The sequence below is a fragment of the Thermotoga profunda AZM34c06 genome, assembly GCF_000828675.1.
Classification (GTDB): Bacteria; Thermotogota; Thermotogae; order Thermotogales; family DSM-5069; genus Pseudothermotoga_B; species Pseudothermotoga_B profunda.
In genome coordinates this window covers 1,030,102-1,048,195 of sequence record NZ_AP014510.1, presented here as the reverse complement: position 1 = coordinate 1,048,195, position 18,094 = coordinate 1,030,102, and the positions used below count along the sequence as shown (strand labels likewise).

Sequence of the window (18,094 nt, the reverse complement as noted above, 5' to 3'; positions counted from 1 at the left end):
CCTGGAGAAAGCCACATCCCTTTTGGGGTGTGGCTTTTTTCTTTGGAGGTGCTTGAATGAAAGTTGTCATAATCGGTGCAGGTGTTGTTGGAAGTTTAGCTGCGAGGGAGCTTTCTAAGTACGATCTTGATTTAACCATAATTGAGAAAAATCTCGATATTGGCTGGGGAGTTACGAAGGCAAATTCAGCCATACTTCACGCTGGCTATGATGATCCTGTTGGTTCTAATCGTTCAAAATTCTGTTCAAAAGGAAACACCATGTACACTCTACTTTCGCAAGAGTTGGATTTTGAGATAAAGAGAATAGGTTCATATGTAGTTGCCTTCAGCGATGAAGAGGTTAAAACTATTGAAGAACTGTATGAGCAAGGGAAAGTCAACGGGGTACCGGGTTTGGAAATTCACGATAGGAGTACCTTACTTGAGAAAGAGCCGAATTTAAACAAAGAGGTAAAATGTGGGCTTTGGGCACCAACTGCAGGTATAACAGAGCCTTGGATGGTTGCGATAGCAGCCGTTGAAAATGCTGTAGCAAATGGCGCAAAAATTGTTTTAAACGAGAAAGTGATAGGTTTTGAGAAAGAAAATGACAGAATCAAAAAGGTCATCACCGACAAAAATTCCTATCAAGCGGATATTGTGATAAATGCAGCTGGACTTTTTGCAGACCAGATAGCCATTCTTGCCGGGGCAGAGTATGTACCATTGCACCCAAGACGTGGCGAGTATATCCTTTTGGACAAAAAAGTAGGCTCGACCGTTAAATCTATCATCTTCCCGACACCTACTAAAACATCGAAGGGAATATTGGTTTTACCAACTATAGATGGTGGTTTATTGCTTGGACCTACAGCAACTGACTTACCAAGTGAGATGAAAAATCATTTCGAAACAACACAAGAAGGATTGGAACAGATAAGGAATTTTACAAAGACTCTTGTTCCATCATTAGACTTTTCTCAAACTGTTAAAACTTTTTGTGGTCTTAGACCCGAAAGTCCTCAAAAAGATTTCTTCATAGGGGCGAGCAAGATTGTTAAAAATTTTGTGAACCTGATGGCGATGAGATCACCTGGCTTGACCGCTGCTCCAGCGATTGCGGAGTATTTGACAGAAGAGATCATTCAAAAAGAGCTTGGTTTGAAATTATTTCCAAAGAAAGATTTCAACCCCATTAGAAAAGGTATAAAGAAAATCGTTGAGCTTCCATTAGAAGAATGGCAAGAACTTGTCAAAAAAGATCCCGCGGCAGGTAGATTAATCTGTTATTGCAATGAAGTCACGGAAGCGGAGATAATCGAAGCAATAAGAAGGGGTGCACGGTCACTTGATGGCATAAAATTCCGAACAAGAGCGATGTTTGGGAGATGTCAGGGTGGTTTTTGCTCTATAAAAATCATGAAGATTCTCGAAAGAGAGCTCAAGTTAGATATGTCAGAGATTGTTCTCAAATCACCTCAAAGTTGGATCGTCGATGGGAAGGTGAGAGAATGAAAACCGATGTTCTTGTGATCGGTGCTGGTGCTGCAGGGATGGCAGCAGCATTGAGTGCGGCAAAAAATGGGGTAAAAGTAACTCTTGTTGATAGAGATGAGAGGACTGGTGGAATTCTCAATCAGTGTATACACAACGGCTTTGGGCTCCATTATTTTAAAGAAGAACTGACTGGTCCAGAATATGCAGAGAGATTTTCTGCATTGCTTGAGAATTACCAAATAGATCTTTTGATGGATTGCCATGTTCATACTGTAAAACCAGACAGAAAAGCCATATTGGTTTCTCCAAAAGGTGTCCTTGAGATCGAAACAAGATCGATTGTTTATACAGCCGGTGCGAGAGAAAGACCCTTTGGAGCTTTGATGATTCCTGGCGATAGGCCTTCAGGGATCTTCACAGCTGGTGTGGCACAAAAGTACATGAATATAGAAAATAGACTCATTGGTAAAAGGGCTCTGATATTGGGTTCAGGAGATATAGGTATGATCATGGCACGAAGGCTGACACTTGAAGGCGTTGAAGTGGTTGCAGTGATAGAAAGATTGCCTTATTCTGGTGGACTTTTGAGAAATGTCATACAGTGCCTTGAGGATTACAATATACCTTTGTATCTTTCAAGTACAGTTGTTGAGGTGAGAGGAAAAGAGAGGCTTGAAGAAGTAGTAGTTGCACAGGTTGATCAAAACTACAAACCAATACCAGGTACAGAAAAAATTTTCAAAGTCGATACGTTAGTTCTCTCTGTTGGACTAATACCACAGGTTGAATTACTTGCCGATCTTGTACAACTGGATCGTATCTCAAAAGGCATTTCGTGTTCTAACATAGGTCAAAGTTCAAACCAATGGATCTTTTCTGCGGGCAATTGTACGGTGATCTACGATCTTGTGGATTACGTAACGATAGAAGGAGAAAAAGCAGGTAAATACGCAGCTTTGTATGCAAAAGGTGAAAGTTTTGAAATGGGTGTACCAATCGAACCAGGAGATAATATTGGGATAATCTTTCCAAAAAGATATGTGAGTGGTGAAGATTTAGTTTTATATGTGAGGAGTAAAAAACCCATGGAGAAAACGATTCTAACTGCAGGCAATTTCGAAAAAAAATTTGAAGATGTAATGCCAAGTGAGATGATCAGGATCAAAATTCCTTCTCAGAAAATAACGGGGTTGGATAAGATCGTAGTTTCGTTGAAGGAGGAATGAGTGATGAATAGAGTAGTTTGTGTACAATGTCCTGTGGGATGTAAAATAAAATTCGAGTTGATAGATGGAAAGATTGTAAAAATAGAGGGTAACAAATGCCCAAGAGGCCTTGCATATCTCGAAGATGAACTCAAAGAACCAAAAAGAGTTGTTCCAACAAGTGTCAGGGTCGTAGGAGGAAATTATCCACTCGCATCAGTCAAAACCTCTGCACCGATTCCCAAAAAGTATATTCCACATTTGATGAAAAAACTCAGAGAGATAAAAGTAAACGCCCCCGTGAAAGTTGGGGACGTTATCTTGAAAAACATCTTTGATACAGGTGTGGACGTCATCGCGACGAGAACCGTTTTGAAAAATTCAGAGCGAGATATTCCACAGTGACTCTTCACTGGTTGAGACTGCCGTTGCACCTTTAATCAAAGCTTCTTTAACCTGATTTAAGGTTTTTATGAGTCCTCCTGTTATGACGGGAATCTTTGTTTCATCTTTTATTTGCTTTATGAGATCGGGTAACAATCCCGGTAATACTTCTATGTAATCTGGAGTATGTGATTTAGCTTGCTGGATGCCTGTAACAAGAGATTGAGAATCAAGAAGAAAGATTCTCTGAATGGGGACAAGATCGATTTTCTTTGCAAAAGTTACGAGATTACCTTTTGTTGTTATCACACCATCTGCTCTGAGTTGAATTTTGAGAAATTTCAATGCGGCTTCATCTTTACCAAGTCCTTTAACCAGATCTATGTGCACAAAGACGTATTTGCCACTATTGTGAAAGAGTTGTATGATTTGACCAAGTTCCATAATGTCTCCTGTTAATAAAAAGGCAGAGGTTGCCTTACACGAAAGTGCTTTTTGTATTGAAGTATCTTCTCTGATAGCAGGAACTATTGGAAATTCAAAGTAGTTTATCATTCTTCAACCCACCTGGTTGCCCTTTTGACTGCTCTTTTCCATCCTGAGTATAACCTTTGTCTTTCTTCACAATTCATTCTCGGCTCGAATCTTCTGTCAAGTTGCCACTGCCTCTTTATTTCATCGTGATTTTGCCAATAGCCTGTAGCTAACCCAGCAAGATACGCTGCACCAAGTGCGGTAGTTTCGTTTACCTTTGGTCTCTCGACAGGCACACCGAGTATATCTGACTGAAATTGCATCAGAAAATTGTTCACAGAAGCGCCACCATCTACTCTCAGAGATCTAAGCTCAATCTTTGACTCGCTCGACATTACATCAACGACGTCTTTTGTTTGATAGGCAATAGATTCAAGAGTTGCGCGAACGATATGCTCTTTCAAAGTCCCTCTTGTTATACCCACGATTGTTCCACGCGCATACATGTCCCAATAAGGTGCACCAAGACCAACGAAAGCAGGCACAAAATAGACACCAGCAGAATCTGGAACAGCCGATGCAAGATATTCCGTATCTGAAGCCTTTTCAATCAATTTAATACCGTCTCTGAGCCATTGAATAGCAGCACCTGCGACAAAAACGCTGCCTTCGAGTGCATAACACACCTTTTTCTCTTCCAATCCCCAAGCAATAGTTGTCAAAAGGCCAGATTGGGAACGAACAGGTCTTTCACCTGTATTCATTAGTATGAAGCACCCTGTACCATAGGTGTTCTTCACCATACCTGGTTCACAACAAACCTGCCCAAAGAGTGCCGCTTGTTGATCACCCGCATCTCCAGAGATAGGTATCTTTTCCCCAAAGATTTCATCACTCGTGTAACCATATTTACAACTCGATGGCCAAACTTCAGGAAGGACAGATTTTGGTATATCAAATAATTCAAGCAACTCTTCATCCCAGTTTAATGTGTTTATATTGAAAAGCATTGTTCTTGACGCATTTGAGTAGTCTGTTACATGAACCTTCCCGCCAGTTAGGTTCCAAATGAGCCAGGTATCAACAGTACCAAAGAGTAATTCTCCTTTTTTCGCTTTTTCCCTTGCGCCTTCTACATTGTCCAGGAGCCATTTCAATTTGGTGGCCGAGAAGTACGCATCTATGACTAAACCAGTTTTTTCTTTTACTTTCTGAGCATAACCCTGATTTTTCAAATCATCACAGATATTTGCAGTTCTTCTACATTGCCAAACTATCGCATTGTATACAGGTTTACCTGTCTTCCTGTCCCATAATATGGTTGTTTCTCTTTGATTGGTTATGCCTATTGCCGCAATTTGATGTGGTTCTATCGAACTATTTCTCATAGCCTTTTTCGCAACACTTATCTGTGATTCCAAGATATCCATAGGGTCATGCTCTACCCAACCTGGTCTTGGGTATATCTGATCGAATTCTTGATTGACCATAGACATAACTTTGCCACTGTGATCGAAAATTATCGCCCTTGAGCTGGTTGTTCCCTGGTCTAATGCGAGAATATACTTCTCAGCCACCTTTGATACCCCCTTATGCGACAAATTGTATAGCTTGACCTGCGACGATGTACCAGGTTACAAACAAGGCATTTATAAAGGCTCCAACATATATGCTACCAGTTCTTCTATAGAAGAAAGAAGAAAATACACCGCAAACGGCTGTTAAAAAGACAAATTGGTATGCAACTATTCCCAATAGCGATTGAGTTGGGAAAAACAGTGTTTGAGTTGCAAATAGTTTTCCAACCTGCAATGCCACCAAGATTGCTATACCAAGAGAATTCGCAAGGGCTGAACTGATCATCCATACGGCAGTTGATGTGGCTTCATTTTTAAATTCTCTTGCCTTGAGTTGACCATTCAAAACAAGTGCGTTGACAAATGTAAATAGAGCAAACGGAGGTAGGAATTTTATGAATATCCAGAATCGAGCTATGTCCATTGGTTTTAACGCTAAAACCCACCATCTGAAATCTACTTTGAATGCCCATTGAACAACCGACAAAACTATGTGTGTCGTGAAGACAACACAAACAGCTAAAGCAAAAGCCTTCCAAAGTTGTTTTAAAGAGAATTTTGGCTTATCATGATTTGTTGCCAAACCATAAGTTACCAGATTTCCACCTATTCTGCGGTGATATACAAAATGCCAAACGATGAACAAACCAATCGCTATGAGTGCATTAAAAGTTGCCCATCTTGCAAAACCTATGGTCAAACTCTGTGGCCAAAAGGCATTAGCCGTTGGTGTTTTGCCTCCAGGTTGCTGAAATTTGAAAAATGTGAAAGCTGGTATCGCAGTTACAAGTGCAAAACCAATAAGCCAGACAATAATACTTACTGGTTTTTTAACATCCTTAAAATTAGCAACTCTTCCTCTTAAAGATGAGAAATATGCGCTATTGAGTAGACAGTAGCCATAACTGAGTAGGAACATGATGCCACCTATTAATGCCAATAATGTTCCGAATTCTTTCCAAGGCCATATTTGGTTATTTGGATCTATGAATTTGGGTGGTGTTATCGAGTCTTGCAAAAATTCTATTGCATATCCAATTGCTTCTTTTGAAAGATGATCTCCTGGATGCGTGCAATTTGGTATATATAATTTTCTTGCACTCTCATTTTCAAATGAACCATAAAGTTTTTTGGGTATGACATCTTCTGTGGTACCAAATGCAGCTTTGAGTTTTTGCGTCTTGACTATGTCGGATGGGATTTCCACACCCCACATGAGTCTGCTGAATTCATCATATTTACTGAACACAACTGCAAAATTGAAGGGAGTTTCTGCAGTTACCTTTGGAGAGCCATATGTTTCAGAGGAGGAACCCTCTAAAATCACCGTTTTTACAAGATCTGGATATTTACCTGCAGCACTCAGGACAGACCATCCACCCATCGAATGTCCTTCAACTGCGATATTGTTTTTGTCGACAAATGAAAGACTTGCAAGATACAGTAATCCAGCATCTGCACCACGAGCAGGATTTGCAAGTCCGCCTTTGACTTGCTCAGAATAGCCGTGGCCGGCCATGTCCATAGCCATAACCACATAACCACGTCTTGCAAATTCAATATTAAAACCACTCTGTGTCTCTCTCGAATTGATATAACCATGCATCGTTAAGACAGCTGGTGCAGGTTTTTCCGCTGAGACACCTTTTGGAATGAACAGCAAGGCACTTAAAATCTTTCCATCGCTACTTACAAATCTCAGTTCTTTGACCTTGACTTTCCCAAAATCTGTTTGCACAAAGAATGCAATCAATGCACCAACCAGAACAATTACAAGTGAAAGAATCACCCAGCCAGCACCTTTACGCATAGATACACCTCCCTCGACGTTTTTGAAATAAAAAAGCCATACCTCATATCGAGATATGGCTTTCTCCCGCTCTCCCACCATACCATTTGAATATCTTTTATTGTTATACGATTATTTATTATACACCGCACAAAATGTTCTGTCAACGAATTATCAAGTCACAACACATGAATATCTCTTGAAATTTTTGAGGCAAAGTTTGGTGATTGAAGGTCAATCGTGCGTTAAAATATATGTGGAGGTGAATAAAGATGAAAATTCGTTATCTTGGTCATGCAGCTGTTTTGATTCAACTCAAAGAAAAAAATCTGATAATCGATCCATTCATAAGTGAAAATCCATGTTGTCCCGTGAAATTACAAGACCTGCCAAGGATACATTACATACTGGTCACGCACGGTCACGCAGATCATCTTGGAGACACCGTAAAGATAGCAAAATCTGATGGAGCAACTGTGATAGCTAACTTCGAACTGTGTAGTTACATAGCACGACATGGCATTGTTACTCACCCCATGCACATCGGTGGGAAGTATGTCTTTGAATTCGGGAGTGTGAAGTTGACACCAGCACTTCATGGCTCAAGCCTGATCGAGAAGGAATTACCTGTTTATGCGGGAAATCCTTGTGGTTTTTTGATTGAAGCCGAAGGCAAGAAGATCTACCATGCAGGAGATACGGGTTTAACAAAAGATATGGAGCTGTTGCAAAAGGAAAAAATAGACGCAGCCTTTCTCCCAATAGGTGGTAACTTCGTGATGGATCTCTGGGATGCCGTTGAAGCTGTCAAGATGATTCAACCTAAATTGGTTGTGCCAATACACTTCAACACTTGGGAGCTCATAAAGGCAGATCCAGAGAAATTCAAGCATGAAATCGAGAAATTACAAATCAAATGTCATGTAATGGAACCCGGTGAGACGATTGAACTGTGAGGCGATTAAGATGCGAACCCTTGTTTGTGCGATTCTTTTGCTTGGAGCGATCTATATGGCGGGTATGATTTACTACACACCTGTGGAGTTTGTTTTCCCACAGGAGCTTTATCAGTCAATAGGTTCAAAATCCGCAAATTTCCAGTATATGATACTTTCAAAATCTGAACAGATCGTTTTACTGCTCAAAGGTTGGTTGTTTACGCCGGTTCAGATTAGTGAAACGAAATCTTTCAAAGTCAGGGTCATCGCTCAAGATTTTGATGGAGAGATAGAATTACCAGCTAAGAAAAGTGGAATTTATACTTACATGGTTCAACACCTTCTAATTCTACCTAAGGGAGTTTCTAAAATTATTGTTGGTGGTTATGAGATATCTTTTGGTAGCTTTTCTTACAAGACTAAATCGACGCGGGGAAGTGATTCAGTTTCATTAGATGTACTGAACAGCCAAATGGTCTTGACGCAGACTTTCAAAGCAGGGGAAAAAATATTAATCATGATATCTGCCGGTAGGAAAAACACAGGCGGTTATGAAGTAGTTGTAGACTCTGTTGACTTGGTCGACAAGACAATACAAATAAAGGCTCACGTACAATCACCTTCGCCTTCAACGCCTGTTACACAAGCCATTACATATCCAGCTGCCGTTGTTGAAATTAACGAACCTCTTCAACCAGGTAGTTATAATATAATCTGCACGCTTCTTGACAATGGAGAATTCAACTTATCTGCGGGTTTTGAGATTTTCTGAACTTTGATTGAAACACGCTCTAAAAACTTTTGATAACTTCAAAGAGTATCTTCTAATTGAAGAGGCGATTTTTTGTGTTGATTTATGGCTTGAGTTTCAAAGATGGAATGGTTTTCCAAAAAAAAGATAACTACGAACTTGTTTTTTCATCTGAGAACACTCAGCTCGGTAAGGTCTTTCGCGCTAAAATAAAAGGCTTTGGTACAATAGAGGTCTTCAGGGTCGTTCTTCCCCAAGCAGAATGTTTCGGCGATCAGTGTATTTTCAATGATGATTTACTCATCGGTTTTCTGAGTAGGGAAAATGGGAATATCAGAATTGAACGCAAGGGTGATGAGTTCACTGGATATATCGAAATCTCTGAAAAGACAGATCATCAGATAGATCTCGATCCCTTTGTGATTCTACAAGCTCATGATAGATATCTTTTGCTGAAAGAATACGCAAAGCTTTTAGCCTTTGAGAATAAAATTGGGTGTATTTCAAAGCCTTACAGTGTTTTATCTGTGCAGAATATAAAAGATGAATTAATAGAACGCGCAAAAGAGAAAGGTATTCAGGTACTACTTCTCAGAAAAATAGACAGGACAAAGGAATTTGTGCAATTGTGCAAAGATAACGGATTTCTACCGGGTATCGCTGTGAATTTTTCTGATCCAGATATTGGTGAATTCAAAAAAATGGGTTTTGAATTTTTCTTAGTTGATTTCGAACATAGGAAAAGAGAAGATGTGGAATCACTTAGAAATGTGTTAAAAGATTCAATCGTTGTTGCAAAAAATGTATCTTTGTTGGATGCTGCCGGCTTGATAGAAGGTCTTGTTGTGGGAAAAAATGAAAGATTAGAAGATTTATTGAGAATGAGCCTGATACAGAAAGTTATGAGACTGTACCTTGAGATGAACAGTCTTCACAAAGAAACACTTGATCTTTGTGAGGCTCTTGGCTTTGGTGTGGTTTTCAACGGGAGTTTTGAGAGAATAGAGTATGCGAAATTTTGTAGATTTGAAAAGATGAGCGATGAAGGTTTTGAATTATTGTGTTTTGATAAAACCAATACTCTGAAAAGGTTATTTGTGACTGAAGGACAGATTCGAATACAGGTTGAATCAACGTCGCATTTGATCAAAGAAGCTAAAATCCGTCCAGATGGGAGATCGTTTTATTTTTACCGTGAAGGGTGAGAGAGTTGCTTGAATTAAGGTATAATCCATTGACTGATGAGTGGATCATTGTTTCTGCAGAAACTCAGAAAAGACCAGTACAGCCATCACAGCAGAGCTGTCCAATATGTATTGGTGGTCTCGAACTTCCCGAGGAATACGATCTTGTTACCTTTGAGAACAGATTCCCAGCTTTGAAAAAAGATCCACCACAAGTTGACGAAGACGATTTCTATAAAAAAGCCAGATCTTTTGGTGTTTGTGAAGTGGTCGTTTACACAAAAGATCACAACACGGCTTTACCTGGAATGCCTTTAAGGCAGATAGAAAAACTCGTTGAAATGTGGATAGATAGGACTATTGAACTTTCAAAGCATGACTTTGTCAAATATATCTTTATTTTCGAAAACAGAGGCAAAGAAGTTGGTGCGAGCTTACCACATCCACACGGACAGATCTATGCCTTCCCATTCCTGCCAAAAAGGATCGTAGCTAAGATAGAGGCAATGAAAAAATGGTATTTGGAAAAAAAGCGATGCGTGATATGCCAGATAATCGAGAATGAACTTTCAAAAAAAGAAAGAATAATCTATGAAACGCGATTTTTTGTGGCATTAGTGCCATTTTATGCGAGATTTCCTTTTGAGGTTCACATCTATCCAAAACGACATATCGGTGCGATATATGAATTTTCCAACGAAGAACAAGTCGATTTTGCAAAGATGTTGAAGATAGTCACTTCAAAGTACGATAAACTTTTTGACCAAGAGTTTCCTTACATGATGATGTTTTTTCAAAAACCTTTCAACTGTTCTGAAGAAGATGATTTGTTCCATTTTCATGTTGAGTTCAATCCACCAAAGAGAGACAAAGACAAAATAAAATGGATGGCAAGCGTCGAGACAGGTACATGGGCTTTCATAAACCCTGTGGTACCTGAACAGGCTGCGGAGATATTGAGAAATACACAAGTGGAGGGGATTTAATGCCGAGATTCAGAGCACCCGGTAGAGTCAATATAATAGGCGAGCATACAGATTACAACGATGGTTTTGTTCTTCCTTTTGCGATTGATAAATACGTCGAGGTCGAAATTAAACCAAGCGATAAATACATATTCACTTCTCAAATGATGAACGAAACAATTTCACTTGAGAAATTTCAAAAACTTGGCAAGTGGACAGACTACATCATGGGAGTTGTTTGGGCTATTGAACAGGAAGGTTACAAAACAACACCTGTTCAGGTCAATGTTTTTTCGAACCTTCCCGTTGGAGCCGGGCTTTCAAGTTCTGCAGCATTGGAAATAGCAACTGCTTATGGGATAAGCGAGGTTTTCGGCTTAAAGCTCGATAAGATAAAGCTCGTTCAGATTGGAGTGAAGGCGGAACGAGAATTTGTTGGGGTCAGATGTGGTGTGATGGATCAATTCACTGCGGTCTTTGCCAAGAAAGATTTTGCGATCTTTCTTGATACTTCAAACCTTAAATATGAATACGTGCCATTGAATTTGAACGATTTCGAACTCGCTTTGATAGATTCGAACACAAAGCATGAACTATCTTCGTCTGAATACAACAAAAGGCGCGAAGAGTGTGAAACCGTTCTCAAAAAATTAAATAAAAAGTCATTCAGAGATATAAGCTATGATGATCTGGCAAGGCTCGACCCACTATTGAGAAAAAGAGCAAGGCACGTTCTTGATGAAAACAAACGTGTTACACTCTCAGTGAGGGCATTGAAAAATTCGGAAGTCTTCTTATTAGGAAGTCTTTTGTATGAATCCCACGTGAGTTTGAGAGACCTATATGAAGTTTCCTGCGATGAGACAGATTTCATAGTTGGTTTTTTGCGAGGTGAACTTGGAATACTTGGAGCCAGAATGGTCGGAGGGGGTTTTGGTGGTAGTGTTCTTGTACTCGCCAGAGCTGGTTGTATAAAAGGAGCTTTTGAAGAATTGGAAAAAAGCTACTTTGAAAGGTTTGGCAAGAAACCAACATTGATCAGAATAAACAGCAACGACGGAGTGCATATGGTGGTCGAATGAAAAAAACATCATCTGAATGGTTAAAAAACGAGATAATAAGGTACATAGTCAGAATGGGACTCAGGCCATCAGATAGGCTTCCTTCTGAGCGAGAACTTGCTCAGCTTTTCCAAGTGAGCAGGACCACTGTTCGTGAGGCAATTAAAAAATTGGAGGAAAAAGGCGTTGTTAAAGTCGAAGCCCCCAAAGGGATTTTTGTCGCAAGTGATCTACACGAACTTTCTTTCGAAGCTTCTTTCTCGGTGAAATTTTCTCCATCAAGGGATTTCATAATAGATTTATTGAGAGTCAGAGGAGCTATGGAAGAACTCGCGGTTGAATTAACTGTTCAAAACTCATCAAAGGATGATCTTCTAAAGGCAATCGATGAGCTGAGAAATCTTGATCTTGTTGATCCAGATGAAGACATGAAATTTCACAAGAGGTTTTTTGAGATGTCTGGGAACACCGTGTTGATGAATTTCTTCGAAGCCTTTTACGACCTTTTAAGCGCTATATGGCATCCCCCATTCGTTGAAAGAACCTTTGGTAGGGCAAGTCTGCCCTACCACATGGAATTGTTAAATGCCGTTGCCCAAAAAGACGTTTCAAGGGCAAAATTCTTAGTACGAATGATCATCGAAATGGATATCAAAGTTTTACTTTCTTCATAGCTTGAAACGCGTTTTGCAAATCATTAATCAAAAGATCCGGATTTTCCAATCCTATATGAAGTCGTATCATTTTATTCTTCTCTGTCAAACCATCTCTATTCGTAGCTGCATAAGGCATGACAAGACTTTCATATCCTCCCCAACTCACAGCCCTTCTGAATATCTTCAAGGTATTTGTGAAAGTAATTACATTTTCTAAACTTTTTACATTGAGTTTTATACTGAGTAAGCCGCTCCCACCTTTCATTTGCTTTTTGGCAAGTTCATACTGGGGATGCTTAGAATAAAACGGATAGAATATTTCTTCGACTTCCGGGACTGTTTGGAGATATTCTATAACCTTCAAGGTGTTCTCCATATGTCCTTGCATCCTGACGTGAATTGTGCGAAGACCTCGCAATAACAGCCAAGCTTCAAATGGTCCTATTGTTGCACCGATATTCATAAACTCAGTGTTGAAAATGTGTCTTATGTCTTCTTTCTTGCCTATTACTACACCGGCCACTACATCACTGTGGCCCCCAATATATTTACTGGCAGAGTGAACAACCAAATCTATTCCCAATTCAATTGGATTCTGAAACACAGGTGTCGCCCAAGTGTTGTCTATAACTGTTTTTATGTTATTTTGCCTTGCAAAATTTGCAACTTGGACTAAATCTTGTAATCTAAACGTGAAAGTTGTTGGGCTTTCAAGGAAAAAGAGTTTCGTATTGGGCTTTGTATTTTTTATGAAATCTTCCGGATCGATTCCCTCGACAAACGTCACTTGAACATCGAATCTTTTCAAATATTGTGAAAAAAGTTTACTTGTCCACCCATAAGCATCTTTTACACAAACAACATGATCTCCACTTTTCAAAAATGCCATCGTTGCGGCACTAACTGCTGCAATTCCAGAGGCAAACAATTTTGCATCCTCTGCTTTCTCCAGTGCTGCTAACTTTTTTTCTACTACTTCTGCCGTTGGATTCTTGCCTCTGCTGTAAAGATGCGCCTCAAATTCATTGAGTAATGAATTTTGAAACTCTTCAAAATTTTTGAAAGAAAATATCGATGTTTCATATATTGGGACACTGACAGGGTTGTACGAAAAACCTTCTTCTGCATAACTGTGGAGAATCTGGGTGATATCCACGGAATTTTCCTCCTCTCATTCTTTTACTGCGCCTTGTGTCAATCCTTGAACGATGTATTTCTGAGCAAATGCAAAGATCAACATAGCTGGTAATAAAGCAATCAACACTCCAGCCGCCATTGCACCCCAGTCTATATCTGCCTTACCAACGAAAGAATTCAAACCAACGGGAATAGTTTTCTTGGATTCACTGTTCAAAAGCATAATTGCAAGGAACAACTCGTTCCAACAGTTTACAAAGGCAAAGCAAAAGGTTGCTGCAAGCCCGGGTGCAGTAACTGGGAAAACCACTTTAAAAAGCATTTGAAGTTTCTTACAACCATCTATTAAAGCGGCTTCTTCAATGCTTTCAGGTATCCTTTCGAAAAATCCCTTCATCATGATCGATGAAAAAGGTACCATTATACCGGTGTATAGAAAGATCAACACAAAAAGATTGTCAACCAAACCTATTGGTCCGAACATTACATATATCGATGACATGAGCATGAAACCAGGGATAATCTGTGTTATGAATAACAGAAAAAACAGTACTTTATTGGCTAAAAATTGTTTTCTTGCCAAAACATACCCACTGAAAGAAGCGACGATCAAAGCAATCAATGCTGAAAATAGAGAAACAAATACACTGTTGGCTGTATATCTTGTAAAGTTCAATGATTTCAAAAGATATCTGTAATTTTCAAAGGTAATATGCTTTGGCCAATATGTGATGGGATAGGTGTACATCTCTGTTGGCCCTTTGAGTGAAGTAACGAGTGTCCAGTAAAGTGGGAAAAGTGCACATATGAGAAAGACAGCTAAGGCTAATATCCTAAGGGCAACGAAAAGTTTTTTCATCAAAAACCACCCTCAACATGACTGAATTTCAAGTACAAGTACGCATACGTCACAAGGATTAGCATTATAACTACTCCGATGGCAGAAGCTACTCCATAGTTATATTCATTGTAAACTTTGCTTATTAACAATGTAGAGAGAATATGCGAACTACCAGCGGGTCCACCGTTTGTCATTGAGAAGATAATATCGGGGAAGTTGATAATCCAGATGAATCTTATGAGTGTGGTATTCACTATTACTGGTTTCACATAGGGAATTGTTATGTTGGAAAATTGTCTAAAGACATTTGCTCCATCTATCTTAGCTGCTTCATACAATTCCTGCGGTACAGATTGAAGAGCGGCAAGAAGCATGATGGCAAAGAAAGGAACACCATACCATATATTCGCCACTATTGCTGAGTACAGTGCATAATGTGGATCTGAAAGAAATGCTATTCTTTCTTTTATGAGTCCAATTTTCAAAAGAAGATCATTTATTACCCCAGCAGAGCCATGAAACATCCACCGCCATTGAAGACCTATCACAAAACCAGAGACTGCCCAGGGATAAAAGACAAGTGCTGTATATATACCTCTACCTTTGAATGGTTTTCTCAATAATAGAGCCAATGAAAAGCCCAGAATAAATTGCAAAAGAAGTGAGAGTAAAACCCAAATCATGGTATTCTTTAAAGCTTGGACAAAAATGGGATCGGCAAAAGCATCGGTAAAATTTTTAAAGCCAATGAATTTCTTGGTCAAGAAATACATATTGTAATCTTGAAAAGCCATGAAAATCGATCTAATGGCTGGTAAAAAAGTGACAATACTTATGAATAAAAAACTTGGCAAAATCATGAAAAAAATGAATTTTCTATCCTTAACCATGAGATAATTCTCTCCTTAAAGTGGGGGTGAAAACCCCCACCTAAATCACTTTATACCGTATTCTTTCTTCCAAAATTCAGCCCATTCTTTTACCGCTTGATTCAGATCCTTCTTACCCAAAATAATGTTCTGTATATCGTTCTTGTGTTTTTCTGCATAAGCCGGAAAACCAGACATGTGAACAGGCCTTTCGTAGAAGATATATTTGGAAGGATTGGTCAACTCTTCATACCATGCTCTGTAAGGACCTGTTGAATAATATGGATCTGCAAAGGCAGATTTGCAATTTGGAATAGTTCCGTTGAGCTGAGAGAATCTTGCATTTACCTGAGGAGAAGACAAAAATTTTACAAGCTCCCAAGCTTCATTTTTGTATTTTGAATAAGAAGCTATACCCCAACCTGCATTTCCATAGTCTAAATACACTTTTCCATGCGGGCCAACTGGCATAGGTGCGACACCGTAGAGATTTGGATCACCAAGCCTTCTTTCAACTATTGGAACTGTGTCGGGATCTTGAATCAAAAATGGTGTCATGCCGGAAACAAACCCATTGACTTGCTCCGCCCAACCCCAGTTCAGAGAATCTTTTGGAGAGCAATCGTTATATAACTTTATCCACATCTTCAAACCCTCTATTGCGCCGGGTGTGTCGTGATATGGAACTCCATCTGTTGTTAGATAACCTCTATCAGGTCTGGGGTCAATATTTGGTACGTAGGACATTATCACTATTTCTGAGAAAGAGTGTTCGCTTGCTCCTCCTCTGAATGCAAAACCGTATTTCCCTTCTGATGGTACTGTTAATTTTTTAGCAGACTCATAGAGCTCTTGCATTGTCTGTGGGATTGGTATACCATTCTTTTCGAGTATATCCTTTCTGTAGAACAAGGCTTTGATGAAAAAGCCATAAGGAATATAATAGGTTTTCCCTTCAACCTTTGTTGCAGCTGTTTTTGTGAGTTCAAGAAGATCATTCCAACCATCCCATTGTTTGACAAATTCAGTGAGATCCAATAAATTCTTGTTGTTCACATGGATCGCGAGAAAGTTGTCACGCACTTCAAAGACATCGACCTTCTGTTTTGTGTTGAGCATCATGATGAGTTTTTGATCAGAACTCTCATATGGTGGAGAAATCAATTCAACCTTGATTCCAGGGTGCGTCGCCTCAAATTCATCAAGGAGTTGTCTTAAAAGTTCAGTGCGAGCAGGGCTTGTTATTGTTTCGACCATTGTAAGAGTGATTGCCCCAAAGATAGTCGTCGCTACTGCGATGGCTAACAATACCGCCACAAAAAGCCGCCTCATGGTTTCACCTCCCGGTTTTGGTACTATGATCATACCACGAGTCCATTAGTAGTGTCAAATCAAGCGATTTGTTGTCAATTCGCCCATCAAATCAGAGAAATTTGAGATTTCCACTCGCAGAGAGATGTTCGATATTCATGTTATTAAAAGTGCTTTTTTGAATTGACAGATTCTCGACATTTTCTACAGACAGAGGGACTTTGACTGACAATATCTGCGAGTCTTCGATCGTTACATTTTTAATCTCGCACCCTTTTGCTGTTTTGATTAACATGCCATAATTTCCATTGATACACTTGAATTCTTTTATGTAGATATCTTTGATAACTGGAGGATAGTCTCCCGTTTCGTCGTCATACAATGAGTCTATTACAATGGCTTCATGTGAGACATTCAGTGCTGTATTATTCACAAAAGATATATTTTCTATGATTCCACCTCTCAATGTATTGGTCTTGATTCTCAGAGCCCTTTCAAGATTAATGAATATATTTTGATAAGCCAAAATATTTCTAATACCACCAGACATTTCACTACCTATGACAACTCCGCCATGACTGTATTTGCCAAGAACGATGTTATTCCTTATCAAAATGTATTGTGAAGGTACATTGATTTTCCTTCCATCTTCGTTTTTTCCTGATTTGATTGCAATAGAATCATCACCGGTGTCAAAGCGACAGTTTTCTATCAGCACATAACTGCACGACTCTGGATTTATCCCATCGTTGTTTGGCCCTCGACTTTCTATTTTTACATCCTTGATAATCACATTGACACACATAACTGGGTGTATGCACCACATCGGTGATCGTAAAATGGTGACTCCTTTTACCATTATGTTCTTGCAATTGTAGAATTGTATGAAATTAGGTCTCAGATAATGACCCATTCCAAATATTCTTTTATCAACTGGTATTTGTTTTTTCACCATATCGAGCAATTCTCTCACATCACTCGATTGCTCTGGCAGGTTTGGGTGCCAGCCAAACTCTGGTTTCCCCTTCCAAAACCACCAATGCTCATTGTCTGACTGCCCATCTAATATTCCTTCACCTGTGATTGCAATATTTTGTTGATCGCTCGCATATATAAAAGGAGAATAATTGTACAATTCCATACCTTCAAATCTCGTCAAAACTACGGGTAGGTATTTATTCGGATCTTGGTCAAATTTTATCTTTGCTCCATACTCAAGATGAAGTTCAATGTTGCTTTTCATGTGTATTGAACCTGTTAAGTACTCACCAGGTGGTACAATTATCTTTCCACCACCAAGATTTGATACGGTGTCGATTGCATTTTTAAAAGCATTAGTACAATCAGTTTTTCCATCTGAAATTGCACCAAATTCTGTCAGGAGAAATTTCCTATCAGGTATATTTGGTTCTGATATTCCTTGCAAAATTTGTTTTTCGAGTTCCATTCTCATCCCTCCGTGAAAGAAGGCGGC

17 protein-coding genes are annotated in these 18,094 nt (G+C 39.3%); 9 read left to right on the top strand and 8 right to left on the bottom strand.

Features of this window, described 5'->3' with window-relative positions:
* Positions 1–56: 56 nt before the first annotated feature.
* The 3 genes from TSP02S_RS05065 to TSP02S_RS05055 are packed head-to-tail and all read left to right on the top strand — an operon-like array spanning position 57 to position 3,088.
* Complete coding sequence (locus TSP02S_RS05065) at positions 57–1,496, top strand: NAD(P)/FAD-dependent oxidoreductase (protein ID WP_041082374.1); 1,440 nt, start codon at positions 57–59, stop codon at positions 1,494–1,496.
* Entirely contained in the window at positions 1,493–2,704 is a 1,212-nt protein-coding gene (locus tag TSP02S_RS05060) for an NAD(P)/FAD-dependent oxidoreductase (RefSeq protein ID WP_041082372.1), read from the top strand. Before TSP02S_RS05065 ends, TSP02S_RS05060 begins: the two co-directional genes overlap by 4 nt.
* A gap of 3 nt (positions 2,705–2,707) precedes the next feature.
* A complete protein-coding gene (locus TSP02S_RS05055) occupies positions 2,708–3,088 on the top strand; it encodes a DUF1667 domain-containing protein (protein ID WP_041082370.1) in 381 nt (126 codons plus the stop codon).
* On the opposite strand, the gene TSP02S_RS05050 is transcribed toward TSP02S_RS05055, so the two are convergent.
* From TSP02S_RS05050 to TSP02S_RS05040, 3 genes are read right to left on the bottom strand one after another with little or no spacing between them, the layout of a single operon-like run.
* Positions 3,065–3,622, bottom strand: a complete 558-nt coding sequence (locus tag TSP02S_RS05050) for a glycerol-3-phosphate responsive antiterminator (RefSeq protein ID WP_041082367.1) — start codon at positions 3,620–3,622, stop codon at positions 3,065–3,067. The two genes, TSP02S_RS05055 and TSP02S_RS05050, sit on opposite strands and share 24 nt — an antisense overlap.
* Entirely contained in the window at positions 3,619–5,118 is a 1,500-nt protein-coding gene (gene glpK / locus TSP02S_RS05045; RefSeq protein ID WP_041082366.1) for a glycerol kinase GlpK, read from the bottom strand. Before glpK ends, TSP02S_RS05050 begins: the two co-directional genes overlap by 4 nt.
* Positions 5,119–5,131: 13 nt before the next feature.
* The gene (locus TSP02S_RS05040; RefSeq protein ID WP_041082365.1) at positions 5,132–6,928 is read right to left on the bottom strand and encodes an alpha/beta hydrolase family protein; all 1,797 of its coding nucleotides are present in this window, start codon (positions 6,926–6,928) and stop codon (positions 5,132–5,134) included.
* A gap of 251 nt (positions 6,929–7,179) precedes the next feature.
* On the opposite strand from TSP02S_RS05040, the gene TSP02S_RS05035 reads away from it, so the two are divergent.
* From TSP02S_RS05035 to TSP02S_RS05010, 6 genes are all read left to right on the top strand, one after another.
* Positions 7,180–7,863: a metal-dependent hydrolase gene (locus TSP02S_RS05035; protein WP_041082363.1), complete on the top strand. Its 684-nt coding sequence runs from the start codon at positions 7,180–7,182 to the stop codon at positions 7,861–7,863.
* Positions 7,864–7,873: 10 nt separating this feature from the next.
* Complete coding sequence (locus TSP02S_RS05030; protein WP_041082362.1) at positions 7,874–8,617, top strand: protease complex subunit PrcB family protein; 744 nt, start codon at positions 7,874–7,876, stop codon at positions 8,615–8,617.
* A 74-nt stretch (positions 8,618–8,691) separates the two neighbouring features.
* The gene (locus TSP02S_RS05025) at positions 8,692–9,801 is read left to right on the top strand and encodes a hypothetical protein (RefSeq protein ID WP_041082361.1); all 1,110 of its coding nucleotides are present in this window, start codon (positions 8,692–8,694) and stop codon (positions 9,799–9,801) included.
* A 5-nt stretch (positions 9,802–9,806) separates the two neighbouring features.
* The gene (gene galT, locus TSP02S_RS05020; protein WP_041084105.1) at positions 9,807–10,766 is read left to right on the top strand and encodes a galactose-1-phosphate uridylyltransferase; all 960 of its coding nucleotides are present in this window, start codon (positions 9,807–9,809) and stop codon (positions 10,764–10,766) included.
* The gene (locus TSP02S_RS05015; RefSeq protein ID WP_041082360.1) at positions 10,766–11,827 is read left to right on the top strand and encodes a galactokinase; all 1,062 of its coding nucleotides are present in this window, start codon (positions 10,766–10,768) and stop codon (positions 11,825–11,827) included. The genes galT and TSP02S_RS05015 overlap by 1 nt, the downstream gene beginning before the upstream one ends.
* Positions 11,824–12,480 carry a FadR/GntR family transcriptional regulator gene (locus TSP02S_RS05010; RefSeq protein WP_041082359.1) on the top strand — a complete coding sequence of 219 codons (657 nt, stop codon included), beginning with the start codon at positions 11,824–11,826 and terminating at the stop codon, positions 12,478–12,480. The genes TSP02S_RS05015 and TSP02S_RS05010 overlap by 4 nt, the downstream gene beginning before the upstream one ends.
* On the opposite strand, the gene aar is transcribed toward TSP02S_RS05010, so the two are convergent.
* The 5 genes from aar to TSP02S_RS04985 form a co-directional block, all read right to left on the bottom strand.
* Positions 12,458–13,618, bottom strand: coding sequence for a bifunctional L-alanine/L-glutamate racemase (aar, locus tag TSP02S_RS05005; RefSeq protein WP_041082358.1), 1,161 nt, complete (start codon positions 13,616–13,618; stop codon positions 12,458–12,460). The genes TSP02S_RS05010 and aar overlap by 23 nt on opposite strands.
* Before the next feature lie 15 nt (positions 13,619–13,633).
* Positions 13,634–14,458, bottom strand: a complete 825-nt coding sequence (locus tag TSP02S_RS05000) for a carbohydrate ABC transporter permease (RefSeq protein ID WP_041082357.1) — start codon at positions 14,456–14,458, stop codon at positions 13,634–13,636.
* On the bottom strand, positions 14,458–15,330 hold the full coding sequence (locus TSP02S_RS04995) for a carbohydrate ABC transporter permease (RefSeq protein WP_041082356.1): 873 nt from the start codon (positions 15,328–15,330) through the stop codon (positions 14,458–14,460). Before TSP02S_RS04995 ends, TSP02S_RS05000 begins: the two co-directional genes overlap by 1 nt.
* 45 nt (positions 15,331–15,375) lie before the next feature.
* Complete coding sequence (locus TSP02S_RS04990; protein ID WP_041082355.1) at positions 15,376–16,641, bottom strand: ABC transporter substrate-binding protein; 1,266 nt, start codon at positions 16,639–16,641, stop codon at positions 15,376–15,378.
* 91 nt (positions 16,642–16,732) lie between these two features.
* Positions 16,733–18,067 carry a glycoside hydrolase family 28 protein gene (locus tag TSP02S_RS04985; RefSeq protein WP_082025911.1) on the bottom strand — a complete coding sequence of 445 codons (1,335 nt, stop codon included), beginning with the start codon at positions 18,065–18,067 and terminating at the stop codon, positions 16,733–16,735.
* Between the last annotated feature and the right edge of the window lie 27 nt (positions 18,068–18,094).

Excerpts from the sequence above, each read along its gene's own strand:
- TSP02S_RS05010 (WP_041082359.1), top strand. The coding sequence starts at position 11,824 with ATGAAAAAAACATCATCTGAATGGTTAAAAAACGAGATAATAAGGTAC.
- TSP02S_RS05015 (WP_041082360.1), top strand. The coding sequence starts at position 10,766 with ATGCCGAGATTCAGAGCACCCGGTAGAGTCAATATAATAGGCGAGCAT.
- TSP02S_RS05000 (WP_041082357.1), bottom strand. The coding sequence starts at position 14,458 with ATGAAAAAACTTTTCGTTGCCCTTAGGATATTAGCCTTAGCTGTCTTT.
- TSP02S_RS05060 (WP_041082372.1), top strand. The coding sequence starts at position 1,493 with ATGAAAACCGATGTTCTTGTGATCGGTGCTGGTGCTGCAGGGATGGCA.
- TSP02S_RS05030 (WP_041082362.1), top strand. The coding sequence starts at position 7,874 with ATGCGAACCCTTGTTTGTGCGATTCTTTTGCTTGGAGCGATCTATATG.
- TSP02S_RS04985 (WP_082025911.1), bottom strand. The coding sequence starts at position 18,067 with ATGGAACTCGAAAAACAAATTTTGCAAGGAATATCAGAACCAAATATA.
- TSP02S_RS05040 (WP_041082365.1), bottom strand. The coding sequence starts at position 6,928 with ATGCGTAAAGGTGCTGGCTGGGTGATTCTTTCACTTGTAATTGTTCTG.
- TSP02S_RS04990 (WP_041082355.1), bottom strand. The coding sequence starts at position 16,641 with ATGAGGCGGCTTTTTGTGGCGGTATTGTTAGCCATCGCAGTAGCGACG.
- TSP02S_RS05050 (WP_041082367.1), bottom strand. The coding sequence starts at position 3,622 with ATGATAAACTACTTTGAATTTCCAATAGTTCCTGCTATCAGAGAAGAT.
- TSP02S_RS05035 (WP_041082363.1), top strand. The coding sequence starts at position 7,180 with ATGAAAATTCGTTATCTTGGTCATGCAGCTGTTTTGATTCAACTCAAA.
- TSP02S_RS05055 (WP_041082370.1), top strand. The coding sequence starts at position 2,708 with ATGAATAGAGTAGTTTGTGTACAATGTCCTGTGGGATGTAAAATAAAA.
- TSP02S_RS05065 (WP_041082374.1), top strand. The coding sequence starts at position 57 with ATGAAAGTTGTCATAATCGGTGCAGGTGTTGTTGGAAGTTTAGCTGCG.
- TSP02S_RS04995 (WP_041082356.1), bottom strand. The coding sequence starts at position 15,330 with ATGGTTAAGGATAGAAAATTCATTTTTTTCATGATTTTGCCAAGTTTT.